Origin of the sequence: Pandoraea terrae, assembly GCF_902459695.1 — a bacterium.
GTDB lineage: Bacteria > Pseudomonadota > Gammaproteobacteria > Burkholderiales > Burkholderiaceae > Pandoraea > Pandoraea terrae.
Genome location: NZ_CABPRZ010000002.1, coordinates 197,969 through 216,590, shown reverse-complemented (window position 1 = coordinate 216,590; position 18,622 = coordinate 197,969). Strand labels below are relative to the sequence as shown.

The 18,622-nt window shown below is 63.7% G+C and carries 15 protein-coding genes and 1 pseudogene; 8 read left to right on the top strand and 8 right to left on the bottom strand.

The genetic code is table 11. From position 1 onward, the window contains the following. Window positions 1-45: 45 nt before the first annotated feature. A complete protein-coding gene (locus PTE30175_RS03080) occupies window positions 46-543 on the top strand; it encodes a winged helix-turn-helix transcriptional regulator (protein ID WP_150695575.1) in 498 nt (165 codons plus the stop codon). 108 nt (window positions 544-651) lie between these two features. After that, a complete protein-coding gene (locus PTE30175_RS03075) occupies window positions 652-2,256 on the top strand; it encodes a hybrid sensor histidine kinase/response regulator (RefSeq protein ID WP_150695574.1) in 1,605 nt (534 codons plus the stop codon). Window positions 2,257-2,264: 8 nt separating this feature from the next. Here the strand turns inward: PTE30175_RS03075 and PTE30175_RS03070 are convergent, their stop codons facing one another. After that, a complete protein-coding gene (locus tag PTE30175_RS03070) occupies window positions 2,265-4,340 on the bottom strand; it encodes a putative bifunctional diguanylate cyclase/phosphodiesterase (protein WP_150695573.1) in 2,076 nt (691 codons plus the stop codon). 182 nt (window positions 4,341-4,522) lie between these two features. Between PTE30175_RS03070 and PTE30175_RS03065 the strand changes: the two genes are divergently transcribed. The 3 genes from PTE30175_RS03065 to PTE30175_RS03055 all read left to right on the top strand — a co-directional run bounded on the left by PTE30175_RS03065 (window position 4,523) and on the right by PTE30175_RS03055 (window position 8,489). Beyond that, a complete protein-coding gene (locus PTE30175_RS03065) occupies window positions 4,523-6,280 on the top strand; it encodes a mechanosensitive ion channel family protein (protein WP_150695572.1) in 1,758 nt (585 codons plus the stop codon). Beyond that, a complete protein-coding gene (locus tag PTE30175_RS03060; protein WP_150695571.1) occupies window positions 6,255-7,676 on the top strand; it encodes a DUF2252 domain-containing protein in 1,422 nt (473 codons plus the stop codon). Before PTE30175_RS03065 ends, PTE30175_RS03060 begins: the two co-directional genes overlap by 26 nt. Window positions 7,677-7,991: 315 nt before the next feature. Beyond that, entirely contained in the window at window positions 7,992-8,489 is a 498-nt protein-coding gene (locus PTE30175_RS03055; RefSeq protein WP_191628802.1) for a BON domain-containing protein, read from the top strand. 100 nt (window positions 8,490-8,589) lie between these two features. Here the strand turns inward: PTE30175_RS03055 and msrA are convergent, their stop codons facing one another. The 3 genes and pseudogenes from msrA to msrB form a co-directional block, all read right to left on the bottom strand. Beyond that, entirely contained in the window at window positions 8,590-9,321 is a 732-nt protein-coding gene (msrA, locus tag PTE30175_RS03050) for a peptide-methionine (S)-S-oxide reductase MsrA (protein ID WP_150695569.1), read from the bottom strand. Between the two features lie 71 nt (window positions 9,322-9,392). Next, window positions 9,393-9,860: pseudogene (locus tag PTE30175_RS03045) on the bottom strand (thioredoxin family protein); the annotation flags it as partial. Between the two features lie 242 nt (window positions 9,861-10,102). Further along, window positions 10,103-10,630 carry a peptide-methionine (R)-S-oxide reductase MsrB gene (msrB, locus tag PTE30175_RS03040; protein WP_150695568.1) on the bottom strand — a complete coding sequence of 176 codons (528 nt, stop codon included), beginning with the start codon at window positions 10,628-10,630 and terminating at the stop codon, window positions 10,103-10,105. 192 nt (window positions 10,631-10,822) lie between these two features. Here msrB and PTE30175_RS03035 point away from each other — a divergent pair, with 192 nt between their 5' ends. Further along, the gene (locus PTE30175_RS03035; RefSeq protein ID WP_150695739.1) at window positions 10,823-11,539 is read left to right on the top strand and encodes a response regulator transcription factor; all 717 of its coding nucleotides are present in this window, start codon (window positions 10,823-10,825) and stop codon (window positions 11,537-11,539) included. Further along, window positions 11,536-13,026 carry a sensor histidine kinase gene (locus tag PTE30175_RS03030; protein WP_150695567.1) on the top strand — a complete coding sequence of 497 codons (1,491 nt, stop codon included), beginning with the start codon at window positions 11,536-11,538 and terminating at the stop codon, window positions 13,024-13,026. Before PTE30175_RS03035 ends, PTE30175_RS03030 begins: the two co-directional genes overlap by 4 nt. Before the next feature lie 32 nt (window positions 13,027-13,058). On the opposite strand, the gene PTE30175_RS03025 is transcribed toward PTE30175_RS03030, so the two are convergent. The 4 genes from PTE30175_RS03025 to PTE30175_RS03010 all read right to left on the bottom strand — a co-directional run bounded on the left by PTE30175_RS03025 (window position 13,059) and on the right by PTE30175_RS03010 (window position 17,451). Further along, window positions 13,059-14,426 (bottom strand): MFS transporter, encoded by a 1,368-nt coding sequence (locus tag PTE30175_RS03025; RefSeq protein ID WP_150695566.1) that lies wholly within the window; start codon window positions 14,424-14,426, stop codon window positions 13,059-13,061. Window positions 14,427-14,615: 189 nt separating this feature from the next. Continuing rightward, window positions 14,616-15,371 (bottom strand): SDR family oxidoreductase, encoded by a 756-nt coding sequence (locus tag PTE30175_RS03020; RefSeq protein WP_150695565.1) that lies wholly within the window; start codon window positions 15,369-15,371, stop codon window positions 14,616-14,618. Window positions 15,372-15,481: 110 nt separating this feature from the next. Beyond that, complete coding sequence (locus tag PTE30175_RS03015; RefSeq protein WP_150695564.1) at window positions 15,482-16,795, bottom strand: sensor histidine kinase; 1,314 nt, start codon at window positions 16,793-16,795, stop codon at window positions 15,482-15,484. Beyond that, the gene (locus tag PTE30175_RS03010; RefSeq protein ID WP_150695563.1) at window positions 16,792-17,451 is read right to left on the bottom strand and encodes a response regulator transcription factor; all 660 of its coding nucleotides are present in this window, start codon (window positions 17,449-17,451) and stop codon (window positions 16,792-16,794) included. Before PTE30175_RS03010 ends, PTE30175_RS03015 begins: the two co-directional genes overlap by 4 nt. Window positions 17,452-17,676: 225 nt before the next feature. Here PTE30175_RS03010 and PTE30175_RS03005 point away from each other — a divergent pair, with 225 nt between their 5' ends. Beyond that, a complete protein-coding gene (locus PTE30175_RS03005) occupies window positions 17,677-18,447 on the top strand; it encodes a COG4705 family protein (protein ID WP_150695562.1) in 771 nt (256 codons plus the stop codon). Window positions 18,448-18,622: the final 175 nt, after the last annotated feature.

Genomic DNA, 18,622 nt, shown 5'->3' with positions numbered 1-18,622 from the left:
TGGATTGCATGGTGATAGCCGTTTGCGCGATGCCGCGCTACCGATATGCAACGAAAGACCTTCCGTGACATGCAATGCCCGATCGCCCGCAGCCTTGAGCGGGTGGGCGAATGGTGGAGCATCCTGATCCTGCGCGAAGCATTCTACGGCACCACGCGCTTCGACGAATTCCAGAAACAGCTCGATATCGCCCCCAACATGCTCACACGCCGACTTGGGGCGCTGGTGGAGGAGGGGCTTTTGGCGCGCCGGCAGTATTCCGAGCGCCCGCCGCGTTACGAATACGTGCTGACCGACCGCGGGCGGGATTTCCGGCCCGTCATGTGGGCTTTGCTCCAATGGGGCAACAAACACTTTGCGCCGGAGGGCGTCGCCGTGGAGTTGGTCGATACGCAGACCGGCCAGTCCGTCGAGCCGATGGTGGTGGACAAGGTGACGGGCGTGCCGTTGACCCCCGGCCGACATGTGGTTGCCGCCGGGCCGGCTGCCAGCGATGGCACGCGTGAGCGACTGGCGGCGGTCGCCGGGCGTAGAACAAGATAAATGCGTCACCACGTCGCAAGTCCCGGTGTCCTGGCTTCTGAATTATTGTCAGCCGGTCCGGGGTAGCGTCTACTATCGAAGGGTTCATGCTTCCTGCGGTGGCTCATTATGCGGAAACTACGTACGCATACCTCGGCCGAGTTGCCTCCTGCAATGGGCGGGATTGAAGAAGGCGAACGGCGCGCCAGATCGTTCGCGGATGCGATTCCCCATATCGTCTGGACAGCCAGGCCGGATGGCTGGGTGGACTACGTCAACCGGCGGGGCGTCGCCTATACAGGAACAGGAAGCATCATTGCTCAGGACCAGGACCAAGGTAGGGGGTGGGAGTCAGTCGTCCACCCGGATGACGTGCGCCGTGTCGTCGCTCAGTGGATGAGCGCACTGAAGAGCGGCGGCGAATTCGAGATGGAATACCGCCTGAGAAGAGTAGATGGCGTCTATCGGTGGCACCTTGGCCGCGCATTACCCTTTAAAGACGCAAGCGGAAATATCGTAAAGTGGTTTGGCACCGCCACCGACATCGAGGACCAAAAGCAGGCGCAGGCCGCTGCTGAACGGGCTAACCGCGCGAAATCGGATTTCCTCTCCAGCATGAGCCATGAGTTGCGCAGCCCGCTCAATGCGATCCTCGGGTTCGCGCAGTTGATGGCCTCCGACTCCCCGCCGCCGACGCCCTCCCAGCGGGCCAGCATTGACCAGATTCTCCGCGCCGGATGGCATCTGCTCGAGCTGATCAATGACGTCCTCGATCTGGCAAAGATCGAGTCTGGACAAGTGTCGCTGTCGCCGGAACCGGTGTCGCTGGCCGACGCCATGCGTGAATGCCACAGCATGGTCGAACCGCAGGCGCAACAGCGCGGCATTCGCATGAGATTTCCCCAGTTCGACATCCCCTGCTTTGTGAGTGCCGACCGGATCCGCTTGAAGCAGATTTTCGTCAACCTGCTGTCCAACGCGATCAAGTACAACCGCGAGCAAGGTGCGGTCGAGGTGACGTTCAGCATGCGCACGCCGGACCGCGTGCGCGTGAGCGTTCAGGACACCGGAGCGGGGATGTCGCCGCAACAGCTGGCGCAACTTTTCCAGCCATTCAATCGTCTCGGGCAAGAGGCCGGCGCCGAGGAAGGCACGGGTATTGGCCTCGTGGTGGCCAAGCGACTGGTCGAACTGATGGAGGGCGCCATTGGCGTGGAAAGTACGGTCGGCGTGGGAAGTGTGTTCTGGATCGAATTGAACTGGGCGCCCGCCCCGGAAATTGCGGCCGAAGCTGGCAAACCCGCCGCCCCTGTCCAAGTGCCGCTGCAGAACGACGCGTCGTTGCACACCCTGCTCTACGTCGAGGACAACCCGGCCAACCTGAAGCTTGTCGAGCAACTTATCGCGCGCCGCACCGACATGCGCTTGCTGACTGCAGTGACCGGGCGACTGGGCATCGAACTTGCGCGCGCCGCACTGCCGCAGGTGATCCTGATGGACATCCACCTGCCCGATATCAGTGGCGTCGAAGCCCTGAAAATGCTGCGCACAGACCCCGCAACAGCGCACATTCCCGTCATTGCCCTCAGTGCGAGCGCCATGCCGGACGACATCAAGAAAGGCATGAAGGCAGGATTTTTCCGCTACCTGACCAAGCCGATCAAGCTCGATGAGTTCATGGACGCGCTCGAGGTGGCACTGGAATTCATGCAAAAAGGGGCGGTTCGAGGCTAAAGGCAGGATTACACCTCGACCGGTAGACCGCGTGCCGCCAGCAGATCGCCGAAATCCTCGCCCGTGAGCGGCTTGCCCAGCAGGAACCCCTGAAGCTCATCGCAATCGAGCTCCCTGAGCGCCGCCCGCTGCGAATCCGTTTCGACCCCTTCGGCCACCACGTCCATCTCGAGCGAGTGCGCCAGCGCAATGATCGCCGAGACCACCGCATTGCCTTCCCGACCGTGCGCGTCGAGTCCGTTCGTGAAGAAGCGGTCCATCTTCAATTGTTTGACCCTGAACCGCTGCAGATACGCCAGGCTCGAATAGCCGGTGCCAAAATCGTCGATCGCGACCTCAAACCCGTGCGCCTGGAACGCATGGATGACGTCCACCGACTTTGGCGCATCGTACATCGCGACCGATTCCGTAATCTCGAACATGAGCCGGTCGCACGTCAGCCCTTCGTCGCGCACGATGCCGACGATATTCTCGACAAGCGCGGCCTGACCCAACTGACGCGGCGACAAGTTGATCGCCACCTTGATCCGCGGCAGACCGACGGCGTCCCAGCGGCGGATCTGTTGGCACGTCGCCCGAACCACCCAGTAGCCGATCGACACGATCTGGCCGGAACGCTCGGCCACCGGGATGAAATCGAGCGGCACCAATTCGCCGAATCGCGGATGATCGAGCCGCAGCAACGCCTCCGCCCCGGCCAGCGCCTCGTCGTCCCCCCGAAACTTCGGCTGAAAGTGCAGCGAAAAATATTGCTCGCGCTCGGCGTCATGCAACGCTTGCTGAATCTCCCACGTGCGCTGCGCCGCCGCGTTCATGCTCGGCTCGAAATAGCGATAGGTGCCGCGCCCGGCCCGTTTGGCTTCGTACATCGCCGTGTCGGCATGCTTGAGCAGGATGCCGATGTCCTCCCCGTCGTCCGGATACAGCGCGATCCCGATGCTTGGCATCACATGCAGCGAATGCGGGCCGACCCGCAGTCCGTTGCGCATATCGTCGAGCAGGCGCTGGCTGACACGGCCCGCGACTTCCGGGGAGGACAGGGCGCCCAGCAGCACCACGAATTCGTCGCCCCCGAGACGGGCGACCACGTCGTCGCCGTTGACATTCTTGCGCAGACGCTTTGCGAACGCGCGCAGTACGTCGTCGCCCACTGTGTGTCCGAGGGAGTCGTTGATTGTCTTGAAACCGTCAAGGTCCATGAACAACACCGCGAAGCGACGATTGTCGCGGCGGGCGGCGGCCAGCGCCCTTTGCGCCGCGTCCTGGAGCGCATGGCGGTTCGGCAGGTCGGTGAGGGCGTCGAATGTCGCCATCCGCGCGATCTGGCTGTTGAGCTGGATGACCGAACTGGCCAGGAAGCTGCTGCGGGCATCGAGGCGCGAGACGAGCAGCGTGGTCATCAGGATCAGGAAGGTAAACACACTGACGGTCGTGACCAGCCAGGGCGAATTCATGCCGCCCGCTGCGCCACAAACTGCGCCGATCGGGAATTGTGCGGCGGACATGCCCGTGTAATGCATCGACGTGATCGCGATGCCCATCACGAACGACGCCGCGAAACGTTTCATCAGCACGTGCCGCTGCTTGGCGTCGCGCAGCGTCTGGGCAATCCACAGTGCCGCCGTCGCCGCGCCCATGGCGAGCAGGATCGATGCCGTGAAGCGCCACGGTTCATACTGGATGGCAGGTGACATGCGCATGGCGGCCATGCCGGTGTAGTGCATGCCTGCGATGCCCAGTCCCATCGTGACGCCGGCGCCGCCCAGCCGCCAGCGCGACATCCGCTCGCGCGCGATGAGCCGCAGCGCAAAAAAGGATACGACGATCGCGATCACGAGCGACGCTGCCGTAATGACCGGATCGTAGCCAATGTCAATGGGCAGCGAGAACGCCAGCATGCCGATGAAGTGCATCGACCAGATGCCGATCCCCATGGCCGTTGCGCCGACCGCCAGCCACCCCTGCCGCAGGCGGGGCTGTGTCAGAAGATAGATCCGCCCGGACAGGTCGAGCGCCGTATAAGACGCCAACACCGCGACGACGAGCGACAACGCGACGAGCCAACTACTGTACGTACTGGGCATAAGGGAAGAGACCTGAAATTACCGCTTAACTGGTTATCGGCAGTCCCGCTCAATAGTTGAGCGATAAATTGTCTCGCGATGCGAAATATCCGGGACGGCGCCCGCCCTGCCTTCGACTCGACAGTTCCAGTCGCTTGGTGAATAATTCTCGGAATCCGATCGTCCGGACACGGAGGCGGTTTATGCGCATGTGCCTGAGGCAGTGCCTGACAGCTTGGTGGATGGCGGGATGGTTGGCGATGGCCGCCACGGCGTTCGCGCAGACAAGCGCGCCGGATGCCGGCGCGCCGCCAGGTGCTGCCGCGGGTGTAGCGTCCCAAGCCGATGCGGCGGAACTGCGTTTCATGGATCGGCCAATCGTCACATTCCGCGGCGCCATCGCCGGCGCGAGCCCGGCGCAACGGGCTGCCCGCGCCGAAGCCACGCTTGAAGGCCTGCCCAACACGCTGCTCGACGCGCCGATCGGTTTGCTGCAAGGCACGCTTGGCGGGCGCAGCGTTATCGCATTTCGCCTGCAGGATCGCATTCTCTTTGCATTGACCTCCGATGACATCGAACCGGGCGACAACCGTTCGCTCGACGCCATCTCCAATGACGTGCGCAGCAAGCTGCAAGTCGCGATGGCTGCGCGGCGGGAGCAGCTGCATGTCCCGACGATCGTTCGCGGCGTGGCGTTTTCGGTGCTCGCGACGGCGGTCCTGGCGCTCCTTGTCTTCGGCGTCGGCCGAATGCGCACACGGCTTCATGCGAACCTCCAGCGCGCGCTGGAGACCCGGGTACTCCAACGTACCGTGCGCGGTTTCGACTGGGCCGGATCGGCGTTTCACCTGGTCCATCAGATCGTTCAACTGCTGGCGCTGGGCCTGATACTGATGTTCGCCTATGTCTATCTGATTTTCGTGCTGGGCCGTTTCCCGGCGACCGCGCCGATGGGCGGGCGATTGTCCGGCTTCCTTTGGGCGCTGATTGACCATTTTGCGCTCGGCACGGCCGCCGCGATTCCCGGCGTGATCACCGTGATCGTCATATTCCTGCTCACCCGGGCGCTGCAAAGCCTCATCAATAATATCTTCGATGCCATCCAGGCCGGGCGCCTCACCTTGCCCGGCATGCACCCCGAGACGGCCGGTGCCACCCGCCGGGTGGTGAGCGTGTTGCTCTGGGGATTGGCGCTGACGTTTGCATATCCCTACCTTCCCGGCGCGCAGAGCGATGTTTTCAAAGGGCTTTCCGTATTACTCGGCCTGATGGTAACGCTGGGATCGTCCGGCATCGTGAATCAACTCATGAGCGGCATGGTCGTCATCTACAGCCGCGCGCTGCGTAAAGGCGATCTCGTGACGATCGGCGACGCGACAGGCACCGTCGTCGGCGTGGATGCGCTTTCCGTCAAGATCGTCAATCTCGCGCAGGTGGAGGTGACGATTCCGAACGCCGTGGTCGTCGGCGCCATCGTGCGCAATTATTCGAGCCAGGGCAGCCGCACGGGCGCCGCGCTCAGCACCACCGTGACGATCGGCTACGACACGCCGTGGCGCCAGGTGCACGCCATGCTGACGGACGCCGCTTTGCGCACGAGCCTCATCGCTGCGCAGCCTGCGCCTTTTGTCCTGCAACGGGCGTTGTCGGATTTTTACGTCGAGTACGAACTATTCGCTGCCCTGAAGGATCCAGCGGCGCGTTTTCGCGCCGTCAGCGAACTGCATGGCCAGATTCAGGATGTTTTCAATGAATACGGCGTCCAGATCATGTCGCCGCATTTCGAGACGCAACCGAAAGACGCAGTTGTGGTTTCTCCCGACGGCTGGTATCCGGCGCCAGCACGACCGCCGGCGCCACCGCCGGCAAACTCGGCAGCGGGAAGCGCCGACGGTTTATCGATTTTGCGCCCCGCACGGGGCAACGGAGAATCAGATGGCCACGCCGACGTCCCACGCTGACCGCCTCGCCGCCGGCCGTGCCTTGCGCGACAAGGTGCCGCGCAGTGCCCACGCCAAGATTGGCGACACCCATCGTAATGTTATCGACTTACTGCGTTTGAGCAGCGAAGGGCGTGTGGCGTCCCTGGTGCCGCTGCGCTACGGGCGCATGCTCGCCTCGCCGTTCGCGTTTTATCGAGGCAGTGCGATCGTCCAGGCGCACGATCTGGCCGGGACGCCGGATACCGGCATGACGATGCAAATCTGCGGCGATTGCCATCTGTCGAACTTCGGGGGCTTTGCGACGCCGGAACGCGCGCTGATTTTCGATCTGAACGATTTCGACGAAACGGCCCCGGGACCGTGGGAATGGGACATGAAGCGGCTTGCGGCGAGTCTCGTCCTCGCCGCGCGCCAATTCGGCTTCGGCGATTCGCTCGGGACGGCGTTGGTGCAAGGCATGGTCGAAAGCTACTGCCGGCGAATGGCCGAATTCTCCGAGATGGGCACGATGGCGCTCTGGCACCAGCAGATCACGTTCGATCGCATGCTCGGCAACGCGCGCAGCGTCGAGGTTCGCGACCGCGTCAAACGCGGCATCGAACGTGCTTCGCGCCGCACACACGAGGCGGTGCTGCCGAAATTGGCCGAGCGCGTGGAAGACCATTGGCAGATTCGCGACGCGCCGCCGGCAGTGTTTCATGTGCACGGCAGCACGACCTTGTTCACGCATGAGGATGACTGGCTCGGACTCGGGGATTGGCGCGCACTGATTGAGTCGTTGTATCGTGGTTATCTGAGTTCCCTGCCGCCGGACCGCGCGCGCATGCTCGGCAACTTCGCGATGCAGGACGTGGCGTTCAAGGTCGTGGGCGTGGGCAGCGTCGGGACGCGGTGTCTCGTCATGTTGCTGACGGACGTCCGGGACCTGCCGCTGTTCTTGCAGTTCAAGGAGGCCACCCGGTCGGTGGTCACGCGCTTCTTCAAAGGCAAGGGGACCGCGGTGCCGAAGCACGACGGGCGCCGCGTGGTCGAAGGCCAGCGCCTGATGCAGGCGGCCACCGATCCGTTCCTGGGATGGGCCTCCGGTCCGTTCGGGCGTTCGATCTACGGACGGCAGTTGCGCGACATGAAAATCTCGGCACAACTGGAGCTGTTTCGTCCGGAGACGTTCCGTGGGTACGCGACGCTGTGTGGATGGGTGCTGGCGCGCGCCCACGCGAAGGCGGGTGCGTGCGCGCCTGAGCTGTCGGGTTATCTGGGGCGCGGTGTCCGCATGGGGGAAGCCTTGGTGAAATATGCGACGGGCTACGCGGATCAGATCGAGCACGATTACGAGGTCTTCCGCAAGGCATGCCAGAAGGGCGAACTCGAAGCGCGCACCGACGCGGACATGGCCGCGGAGTTCACTGCGTGACGGATGCAATTCGCAAAGGCCGTATTTTTCAAGAAAGCAGGTGAGATCATTTCTATAATGAATTGATCTATAAGAGAATTATTTTTCGTGGGACAGGTTTTGCCAGTAACCGCCTACGCGTTTTTCGGAAGTTTCCGATTGGGTCTGGCCGGACAAGTTTCTACACTTGTTGCGTAGACGCGGATATGGAGTGCCGCAATGCGTACGAATCACCCGACAGCATCCGACAAACGCCCGCCCGCTACATCGCCTACCCGCCGAACCAACCCGCGGGCCAAGCGCGGCGCAGGCGTGGGCGCCCGAAATGAAGGCGATATGGATTACCTGCTTGTGCACGAAGACGGCGACGCTGAAACGACCGGTGGTCATCTCGACACGCTTGCCGGCCAGCACACCCCGGCCAAACGCGGCGGAAGGGCCGGCGGCTCGCCGCCGGCGGGCGCCGGCACACGTCAAATGCAGGCCAGCATGCCGCGCCAACCGTTCGATCCACACCGGATCGAGTGGCCGGAGGGCACGGTCGGCGCGACATCCGGCACCGGTTCACGTAGCGTGACCGACGAGCGCTTGCACGTGGAAGTTTGCGAACGTCTCGCGTGCGCCCTCGACGTCGACATCTCCGACGTGGCCGTAAGGGTCGCCAATGGCGTGGCTGTCCTCGAAGGGTCAGTGCCGGAACCCTGGATGCGCAATGTCGCCGAGAGCGTTATCGCCGACGCCGAAGGTCTTGTGCGGATCGACAATCGTCTGCATGAGAGGAAGCATGTGCCGGTGAGCGGCCCCGGCGAAAGTCAGGCCGGCCACGAAATTTGATCGTCTGCAGGGAACCCGATTTTGCCAACGCGCGTCATCCGGGTTCAGATTGTCGGGCACGCCGATCGGGCCGCAGCGCGCCGAACGGCGTCCGCCGCGCTTACTGTGAAGCCGCTTTCACCAGCACCGGATCGTCACGGTAACGCGCCGGGAACATCCGCTTGAGGTCGGAGATTTTCGGCAAGTCGTTGATGACGATGTACGGATACGTCGGGTGTTCCGTCAGAAAGTTCTGATGGTAGGCTTCAGCAGGATAAAACCCGGCGTAACGTTCCACGCGCGTGGCGATCGGGCGCGAGTACGCATGCGCGGCGTCGAGCTGGGTGATATAGGCCTCGGCCACGCGCCGTTGCGCGTCGCTCATCGGGAAAACGGCGGAACGGTACTGCGTTCCCGAATCGGGCCCCTGACGGTTCAGTTCCGTCGGATTGTGCGCGACGGAAAAGAAGATCTGGAGCAGGGCGCCGTAAGACACCTGACCCGGATCGAATGTGATCTGCACCGACTCGGCGTGCCCGGTTCCGCCGCCGCTGACCGTATCATATTGCGCGGTCTTCGCCGTGCCGCCGGCATAGCCCGACACGACGCGCTGCACACCGCGCACATGTTGGAAGACGCCCTGAACGCCCCAGAAGCAACCACCGGCAAATACGGCTGTTTCCGTGCGCGCGGCGGCGCTCGCGGGTTCATCCTGTTTGGGCGGCGGAATGACGACCGCCGATTCGGCACCGCCGAACGAGTATGCGGCACATTGCCAGACCAGCACGCCGGCGGCGACGGCCACACCGGCCGTGAGGGCGCGCCACAAGGGCGAGGTTTTCGAAATCGTCATGATGCGGTTTTCTCCTGATTCGCGAGCACGCGCGGCGCGCCAGCGGTAATGGCGGGAAGGCGGTTTTCGCCCTGTTTTGCCCCCGCTTCGCGCAGCAGTTGCTGGATAACCTGTTCCGATTCAGCGTACTCGCCTTCGCCGAAATGGTGGTAGCGGATGCGCCCCTGCGCATCGGCGAAATAGAACGCGGGCCAATACCGGTTCCGGAACGCGCGCCAGATCGCGAAGTTGTTGTCGATAGCGACCGGATAATCGATGCCGAGATCGTGCATGGCCTTTTTGACGTTCCCGATGTCGCGTTCGGATGCGAACTCCGGCGCGTGAATGCCGATCACGACCAACCCCTGATCGCGATACTTTTGCGACCACGCCTTCACGTAAGGCAGCGTGTGCAGGCAGTTGATGCACGAAAATGTCCAGAAATCGATCAGCACCACTTTGCCGCGCAATGATTGTGCCGTCAGCGGCGGCGAATTGAGCCACTGCACCGCGCCATCGAGCGGCGGCAACGGGCCTTCAACCGGCAACGGCGCGACGTTGCCCGTCTTCAGTATCACTGCACCGCCGGCGGCGCCGATTGCGGATGCGTTGCCGCCCGGGAGTGGCGCCGTGAAGCGTTCGGCCAAGGCCGGCGACGTGGCCGTGGCGGCCGCGCACGCCACCAGCAGCAGCGTCGAGCGGAGTTTGGCGAGAGCAAGTAGCGACATGGCGCAGGACTTGGATAGGTACGAGCAAACGCAGGCTATCAACGGACGGTGTGGGGCCGTAGGGGCGTGGCGGTTCATGCTGGCTGCGGCGTAAACGTCATGGCCAGGCCGTTCATGCAATAGCGCAGGCCGGTGGGCTTCGGGCCGTCGTCGAAAACGTGGCCCAGATGCCCGCCGCAACGGCGGCAATGCACTTCGGTACGGACCATGCCGAAGGTGGTGTCGGAGCGCGTGCCGACCGCATGCTCGAGCGGTATCCAGAAGCTGGGCCAGCCGGTATGGCTGTCGAATTTGGTGCGCGACGAGAACAACGGCAGGGCGCAGCCTGCGCAGGCGAAGGTGCCGGCGCGGTGCTCGTCGTTGAGCGGGCTGCTGTACGGGCGTTCCGTGCCTTCACGGCGCAATACGTCATATTGGGCGGGCGTCAGGCGGGTGCGCCACTCGGCGTCCGTGTGCGTGACCTCGAATGTCTCGGCAGCGGCTTTGGCGGGCGTCTTTCCGTCCGCGGCCGTGGCGCGTCGGGCCAGGCGAGGTACCAGTCCGGTGGCCAGTGCGGCCGCAGCAGCCGTCCCCGTCAGCATGAAAATTCGTCTTGAAACCATCACATCCTCCGAAAATGGCGTGATTGCTGAATGACGGCAGGTTACGTCGGCGGCAGTCGCGAAGTCCTCACGTAGAATTAAACAATTCGTGATACCTCGGGGCGGCGGAATTTTGCACAATGAGGGCATCGCGCCAGCATTGTGCGCCGATCGCGCGCCATGCCCCGCACAGCATCCACATCCAACGACGCCATGGACCAGCCCAAACGTGTTCTCCTCGTGGAGGACGACACGCATATCGCCGACCTGCTCAAGCTGCATCTGCGCGACGAGCGCCTCGATGTCGTGCATTGCGCCGACGGTGATGAAGGCCTGCGCCGGTTGGAAGAGGGTGGCTGGGATGCCCTGATTCTCGACCTCATGCTGCCCGGTGTCGACGGCCTCGAGATTTGCCGCCGGGCGCGCGCGATGACGCGCTACACGCCCATTATCATCACAAGTGCCCGTTCCAGTGAAGTCCATCGCATTCTCGGGCTGGAGCTCGGTGCGGACGACTACCTGGCGAAGCCGTTTTCCGTGCTGGAGCTGGTGGCGCGCGTCAAGGCGCTGCTGCGCCGTGTCGATGCGCTGGCGCGCAACGCCCGCATGGATGCGGGCAGTCTCTCGTGCGACGGCCTGTTCATTGACCCGCTGACGCGTGAAGCATCGCTTGACGGCAAGCGTCTCGACCTGACCCCGCGCGAGTTCGACCTCCTGTACTTCTTCGTGCGCCAGCCCGGCAAGGTGTTTTCACGCATGGACCTGCTCAATGCCGTGTGGGGTTACCGGCACGAGGGTTACGAGCATACCGTCAATACCCACATCAACCGTCTGCGCGCCAAGATCGAGGCCGATCCGGCGCAGCCGACGCGCATCCTGACCGTGTGGGGCCACGGCTACAAGTTCGCTGCGGCGGGAGGCGGGTCATGAAACTGACGCTGACACAGCGGTTGTCACTGGTGTTCGCGGTGCTGCTGCTGGTATGTTGCGGCACCTCGGCGTGGCTGCAGATCCGAGCAAATCGCATGCATGACGCGGAGGTCGTGCAGGGTCTGTCGAAGGGGTTGGCCGAGCATATCGCCGAAAATGCCCAGCTCATGGATGCCAACGGCCTGAAGCCAGACGCCGTGCGGCAGTTGTTCGGACAGTTGATGGTGGTCAATCCGAGCGTCGAGGTCTATCTGCTCGACCAGGCCGGAAATATTGCCGGTCATGCCGCACCCGCCGGGCACCTGCGTCGCGACCGGGTCGATCTGGCGCCGATTCACAGGCTGCTGGCCGGCGAGGCATTGCCGGTCTACGGCGACGATCCGCGTAGCCCCGGCGGCCAAAAGGTCTTCAGCGCGGCACCGTTGCGGGTCAATGGGCGCGAATCCGGATACATTTACGTGGTGCTGCTCGGTGAGGCGCATGACAAGTACGCGGCGCTCGGTGCGACCAGCGCAGCGCTCAATGCGGCCTTGTGGTCGATAGGCCTCGTGGCGGCGCTATGTCTGATCGCCGGCCTCACGGCCTTCGCGCTGATCACCCGCCCCTTGCGCCGCCTGACGGATTCGGTCCGTGACTTCGATATCGACGCCGCACCGGCGATCCTGCCGCCGCCGGACGACCGGGCGCTTCCCGTCGACGGCACCGACGAAATTGCCGTGCTCGATACCGCGTTCCGGCAGATGGCGGCACGCATCGGCGAGCAATGGCGGGCGCTGACGCGTCAGGATCAGGAGCGGCGCGAGTTGATCGCGAACATTTCACACGACCTGCGCACACCCCTGTCGTCACTGCACGGGTATCTCGAAACGCTGTCGCTCAAGGACGCCACGCTGGAGCCGGCCGAACGCCGCCGTTATCTCGGCATTGCGCTGGACCAAAGCCGCAAGGTCGGCGGATTGGCGCAATCGCTGTTCGAACTGGCGCGCCTCGAGCACGGCTTCGTTCAGCCGGAAGCCGAGCGTTTTTCATTGACAGATCTCGTGCAGGACGTCTTCCAGAAGTTCGAGCTGACGGCTGAGGCGCGGCAGGTGGCGTTGCGCGCGCATCTCGCGCCGCAGATTCCCGCAGTGCGCGCCGACCTGGGTTTGATCGAACGGGTGCTGACCAATCTGCTGGACAACGCGCTGCGGCACACGCCGGCGGGCGGCGCGGTGGAGGTCACATTGTCCCCGCGCGATGGAGAAGTCGACGTGACGGTGGGCGACACCGGGCCCGGCATTCCCATGTCGGCTCGCGATGGACTGTTCGAGCGGCCGTTCACGGTGGGCGGTGCGCGCCGCGAAGGCGGCCTGGGCTTGCGGATCGTGCATCGCATTCTGCAGCTGCACGGCCGCGTGATCGCACTGATCGACGTGCCGGGACAAGGCGCAACATTCCAGTTTTCCCTGCCGGCGGACCCGGGGAGCGCTTCCGCCCGTACGCGTTGATGCGACGCGGGCGGGAGCATCCTCAATGGGGTTCATGCAGGCGCATCCTGGGGGGCGTGCGGCGTGCCGGTGGCCGACAACACGGCCTGTTGGACCGTGGCCGAGCGGCGGTGATCGATCAGCAGGACCGCGACGGTGGCGATTACGGCAGGCACCGCAATGGCGATGAAGTTCTGTTGCAACGGCAGCGACATGCCGACCAGCATGCCGATGACGATCGGCGCGAGAATGGCCCCGCTGCGGCCCACGCCCGACGCCCAGCCGATACCCGTGCCGCGCGCAGCCATCGGATAGAACTGTCCCGCGTACGCATACGTGACAATCTGCGTGCCGATGGTCGATGCCCCGGCCAGGCCGACCAGCACGAAAAGGGCGCCGGTGGGCACTTTGAAGCCGAGCAGCGTGATCGATACTGCGGCCAGGGCGTACATGCCCACGAGCACGTATTTGATATTGAAGCGGTCGGCCAGCCAGCCGCCGCCGATGGCGCCGAGCATCGCGCCGAAATTCAGCACCAGCACGAACGTCAACGCCGACCCCAGGCTGTAGCCTGCGCCGGCCATCAGTTTGGTCAGCCATGAACTCAACGCATACACCATGAACAGGCACATGAAGAACGCCACCCACAGCATGGCCGTGCTGAAGCCGCGGCCACCCTGGAACAACTGGCTGATCGGCGCCGCGTTGCGACGGCCGGCGCTCGCCAACGCGAAATGATCGCCGGGCGCCGGCTGATACGCGGGTTCGATCTGAGCGGCAATGCGCTGTAGTTCGGCCGTGCGTCCCGACTTGATCAGGAATGGCATCGATTCGGGCATCGACCCCAGCACGAACGGCACAAGCAGCGCGGGCAAGCCGGCGGCGAGAAAAACCGACTGCCATCCGTAGCTTTCGATCAAACCCTTGCCCAACAAGGCAGCAAGCATCCCGCCGACGGAGTAGCCGCTGAACATCAGGGTGACCATCGTCCCGCGAATCTTGCGCGGCGAGTATTCGGTCATCTGCGCCACGACGTTCGGCATGACACCGCCAATGCCGAGACCCGCGAGGAAGCGCGTCACGCCGAACGTGACCGGCTCATGCGTGAAACCTGCCGCCGCCGTGAAAACGCTGAACAGCAGGATGCAGATCGCGATCGACCCGCGCCGTCCGATCGCGTCGGCGACCATGCCCATCACGATCGCGCCGAACATCATGCCGAACAGCGCCGAGCTGACCATGAACCCCGCGCTCGTGGCGTTCACGCCCATCGCCTTCATGATCGACGGCAACGCAATACCCGCCACGGCGAGGTCGTAGCCGTCGAAAATGATGATGAGCGCGCACCAGAAAAGAATTTGTCCGTGAAATCGGTTGAAGCGGGCTTCGTCGGCCAGCTTGTGTACGTCGATGGGGCGCATGGATGTCTCCTGTGGATCCGGTCCCGTCGAGGCGCGGGGTTCCGGAAGGCATGTAACCGGATGGGCTGCGAAGTGCACTATGATGCATAAAGTAGGCGATAAAGCCCATGTGATGCAAGATATATAGTGCACTTATAGGGTTAACATGCAACAGAAGATGCAATTAAATGCTTGTTTGAGGGTGTCCGCTCAGGTGTAGTTCCGGATGTCGTCGATTTCGGTTTGACCGAAGTCGTCGCGTTCCATCAAGGCCAGGATGCGTGCGGCGACGTTTTCCGGCGATGCGAGTTTGCCGGTGGCATGCAGCGCCTGGAATCGTTCCAGCGATGGGAAGTTGCCCGGATCGCTCGACCGGATCGTGGCCTGCATGTCGGTGTCGATGACGCCTGGCGCCAGCGACACCACGCGCAGACCGCTTCCTTCGTGTTCCAGTTTGACGACGCGTGTGTACATATCGAGCGCAGCCTTGGTCGCGCAATACACGCTCCAGCCGGCATTGGGATTGCGTCCGGCGCCTGAAGAAATGTTGACGATGCGGCGATCCGCGGACAGTCCATTCGTGGCGCGCAGGAAATGTGCCGTCAGGAGCATGACTGCCGTGACATTCAATGTGAACGCGCTACCGATGGCGCCGGCGTCGGCAAGATCGGCGCTGTTGGCGACCGGGTTCACCGTCCCGGCATTGTTGATCAGCCGGAAACGCGCGGCATCGCGGGGCAGGGCGGCGAACAGGCGTGCTGCGGCCGCTGACGCCGCGGCCGGGTCGGACAGGTCGGTTTCGATCTGTTCGAGCGTCACGCCGTTCGCGTTCGCGGGGCCGGTCAACGCCGCGTCGGCATGGCGCGCGAGCGTAATCAGATGGGTGCCTGGCTGCAGCAGGCCGCGCGCCAATGCAGCGCCGAGACCGCGCGAGGCGCCGGTCAGAATGGCAAGGGTCTGGGGCATTCTCAAGGGGTCCGAATCGGAATCAGGATAACGAAGAGGGGGCCGCGAGGACAGCGGGGGAAAGGGGGCGAATGGCAGCCCAGTATACCGCCGTATCGCGGGAAGATCCCTCAGGTGGCCATGCCGGACGCGCGATGGAGGGGGAGCGTGACATGCACGTGCAGGCCGTGGGGCTCGGCAGGCCGGTCATCGCCAAGTTCGATGGTGCCGCCCAGGCGATCGATGGTGGCGCGCACGATCGCGAGGCCCAGTCCGGTGCCTTCTTCGCGGTTTCCGTGGCCGCGGTAGAACGCGTCGAAGACATGGGCGCGTTGTGCGGCCGGAATCCCCGGCCCCGTGTCGATGACGTCGATGACCGCCATGCCGGCAGATTTTGCCAGCCGGATCGTGACGTTGCCATTGCGCGGCGTATAGCGCACGGCATTGTCGACAAGATTGCGCAACACGGTCGCAATGTCTGCCCGCGACGCGTCGACGAGCATCGCCGGCGCAAGGTCGTCCACATCCAGCATGATGGATTTCTGGTCGGCCAGCGGATAGGCATCCTCCAGCGCAACGTGCACCGCCTGCCGCAGGGCCACCGGGCCGATCGATATCGGTTGCGCGCTCTGGATCCGGGCCAGCGTCAGCAATTGCTCCAGCAATTCGCGGGTGCGCTTCAGGCCCGCCTTGAGTTTGTCCAGCCGGGTGCGGGTTTCCTCGTCGAGCGCCCGGTGGTCGAGATTCTCGGCCTGGATCACCAGCGCCGTAATCGGCGAGCGCAACTCATGCGCGGCGTCCGCCACGAAACGCCGCTGTTCGGTCAACGCAACGTCGAGCCGGGCGAGCAGGCGATTGATGGAGATGATGAACGGCGCGATCTCGGGCGGCGCGATTTTGGTTTCGATGGGCCGCAGGTCGGTGTCGCTGCGCGCGTCGATACCGGCTGAAAGGACTGTCACGGGGTGCCATGTTCGCCGAACGGTGACCGCAATCAGAAGAATCAGCAGGGGAATTATCGCAAAGAACGGCAGCGCGGTGCGAAACCCGCTGTTCCGGGCAATTTCGTTGCGGCCTTCGGTCGGCTGGCCTACGGCAATGCGTACCCGCCCGTCATCGAGCGTGCGCACGTACGCACGCCAGGTGTGCCCGTTGGCTTCGAGCGTGTTGAATCCGTCACTGAGCGTTTTCGGGAAAACGCCGCCGAGCGGCTGCACCGTCAGGCGGTAGTCGAAATCGTGGATCGGCATGCTGCGGACTTCGCTGTCGATCGTTGCCAGGTTGTGCGTGTCGACCAGGGCCGCAACCTGGATCAATTGGTCGTCCTGAAATCGATACGCGTCGCGAAACGCAAATTCGTACGAGACGTAGCCCGCGACGATGCCGAGCACGACCACGCAACTCGACAGCACGACGATCAGGCGGGACTGGAGTGAGCGCGTCATGCTTTCGGCACCAGCCACCCCGCGCCGCGAATGTTGCGGATGACGTCCGCGCCGAGTTTCTTGCGTACGGAATGGATCAGGAAATCGATGGCGTTGCTTTCGATTTCTTCCCCCCAGCCGTACAGCTGATGTTCCAGGGCGTCGCGCGACAGGATGGCGCCAGGGCGCAGCAAGAGCGCGTGCAGCAGGGCATATTCCCTGGCGGATAGCAGACAGGTCACGTCGCCGTACCTGGCCTCATGTGTGGCAGGGTCCAGACTCAGGCGTCCGTTCGAGAGCACCGGCACGGCCACGCCGGCATGCCGGCGGATCACCGCGCGCATGCGGGCCAGCAGCTCACCGACCTCGAACGGTTTGACGACAAAGTCGTCGGCGCCCAGATCGAGACTGCCGATCAGGTCTTCGACCGCGTCGCGTGCCGTCACGACAATGATCGGCTCGCGCCGGCCTGCCGCGCGATGGGCTTTCAGGACATCCAGACCGTCGCGATCGGGCAGGCCGAGATCGAGCAGCACGATATCGTAGGCATGCGTGGTCACCGCCGTGATCGCGGCCGCGCCGTCGCGGCACCAATCCGCCGCATACGCGGCATCCTTGAGCGCTTGCATCAGCGCCTCGCCGATCATCGCGTCGTCTTCCACCAGCAGGACTCTCACGCAAATTCCTCGTGTATACAGGGCATTTTGCAACAGTAAACCAGAATCATTAGGGAAAAGTTAGGGGCGCGCGAGGCGATTCGGGTGCGACACGCTAATTCTGACCTAATTCGGCACATCCAGAATCCGCACTGCGACTTGCCCGTTCCCTTGTCACTGCATTGCCCCATTTCTACGGCGGGCGCACACGATGTTACTTGAATCGCAACGCCAAGGAGTCAACACATGACCCAGTTATCCTCGTTATCCAAATCATCGCCGATCAAAGTCCCGGAACTGACCCTGGTCTTCTGGGCGATCAAGGTGGCTGCCACCACGCTGGGCGAGACCGCCGGCGACGCGCTGTCCATGTCCCTGAACCTCGGATATCTGGCGAGCACGGCCATCTTCGCGGTGCTCTTCGCGATCGCCGTCGGCGCCCAGATTTCCGCGAAGCGGTTTCATCCGGTGATCTACTGGACCACGATCGTCGCCACGACGACCGTCGGCACAACGCTGGCGGACTTTGCCGACCGCTCGTTGGGCATCGGTTACGCCGGCGGATCCACGATACTCCTGGCGCTCGTGCTGGTCTCGCTCGCCATCTGGTATTGCGCAATGGGTTCCGTATCGGTTCGCTCGATCAGCGAGCCGAAAGCCGAGGTCTTCTACTGGGTGACGATCATGTTCTCCCAGACGCTTGGCACGGCACTCGGCGACTGGACCGCGGATACGGCGGGTTTCGGCTACCTCGGTGCGGCCGTGCTGTTCGGCGGATTGCTGGCGTTGCTCGCGATCGCCTATTACCGGACGAACGTTTCGCGCACGCTGCTGTTCTGGGCCGCCTTCATCCTGACCCGTCCGCTTGGCGCGGTCGTCGGGGACTTCCTTGACAAGCCGATCGCCCACGGTGGACTCGAACTGAGCCGCTATGGCGCCTCGGCCGCGCTGGTGTCGATGATGGTCGCCGTGGCCCTGCTGTTCCCGCTGAAGGCCGCGCGCTCATCAGGGCACTGATCCCCGGGGATCGTGCCCGGCGCGCAAGCGGCGGACCGCATGTTCGGCGGTCCGCCGCTTTCTCCGTGGCGCGGATCCGCGCGCCTTGCAATTCCCGAAACCGCCGTGTAGCCTTGGCATCGATGTTCGCGCGAATCGCGTGGACGCCTGCGCCGCCCCCCGGCTGTAGTGCACT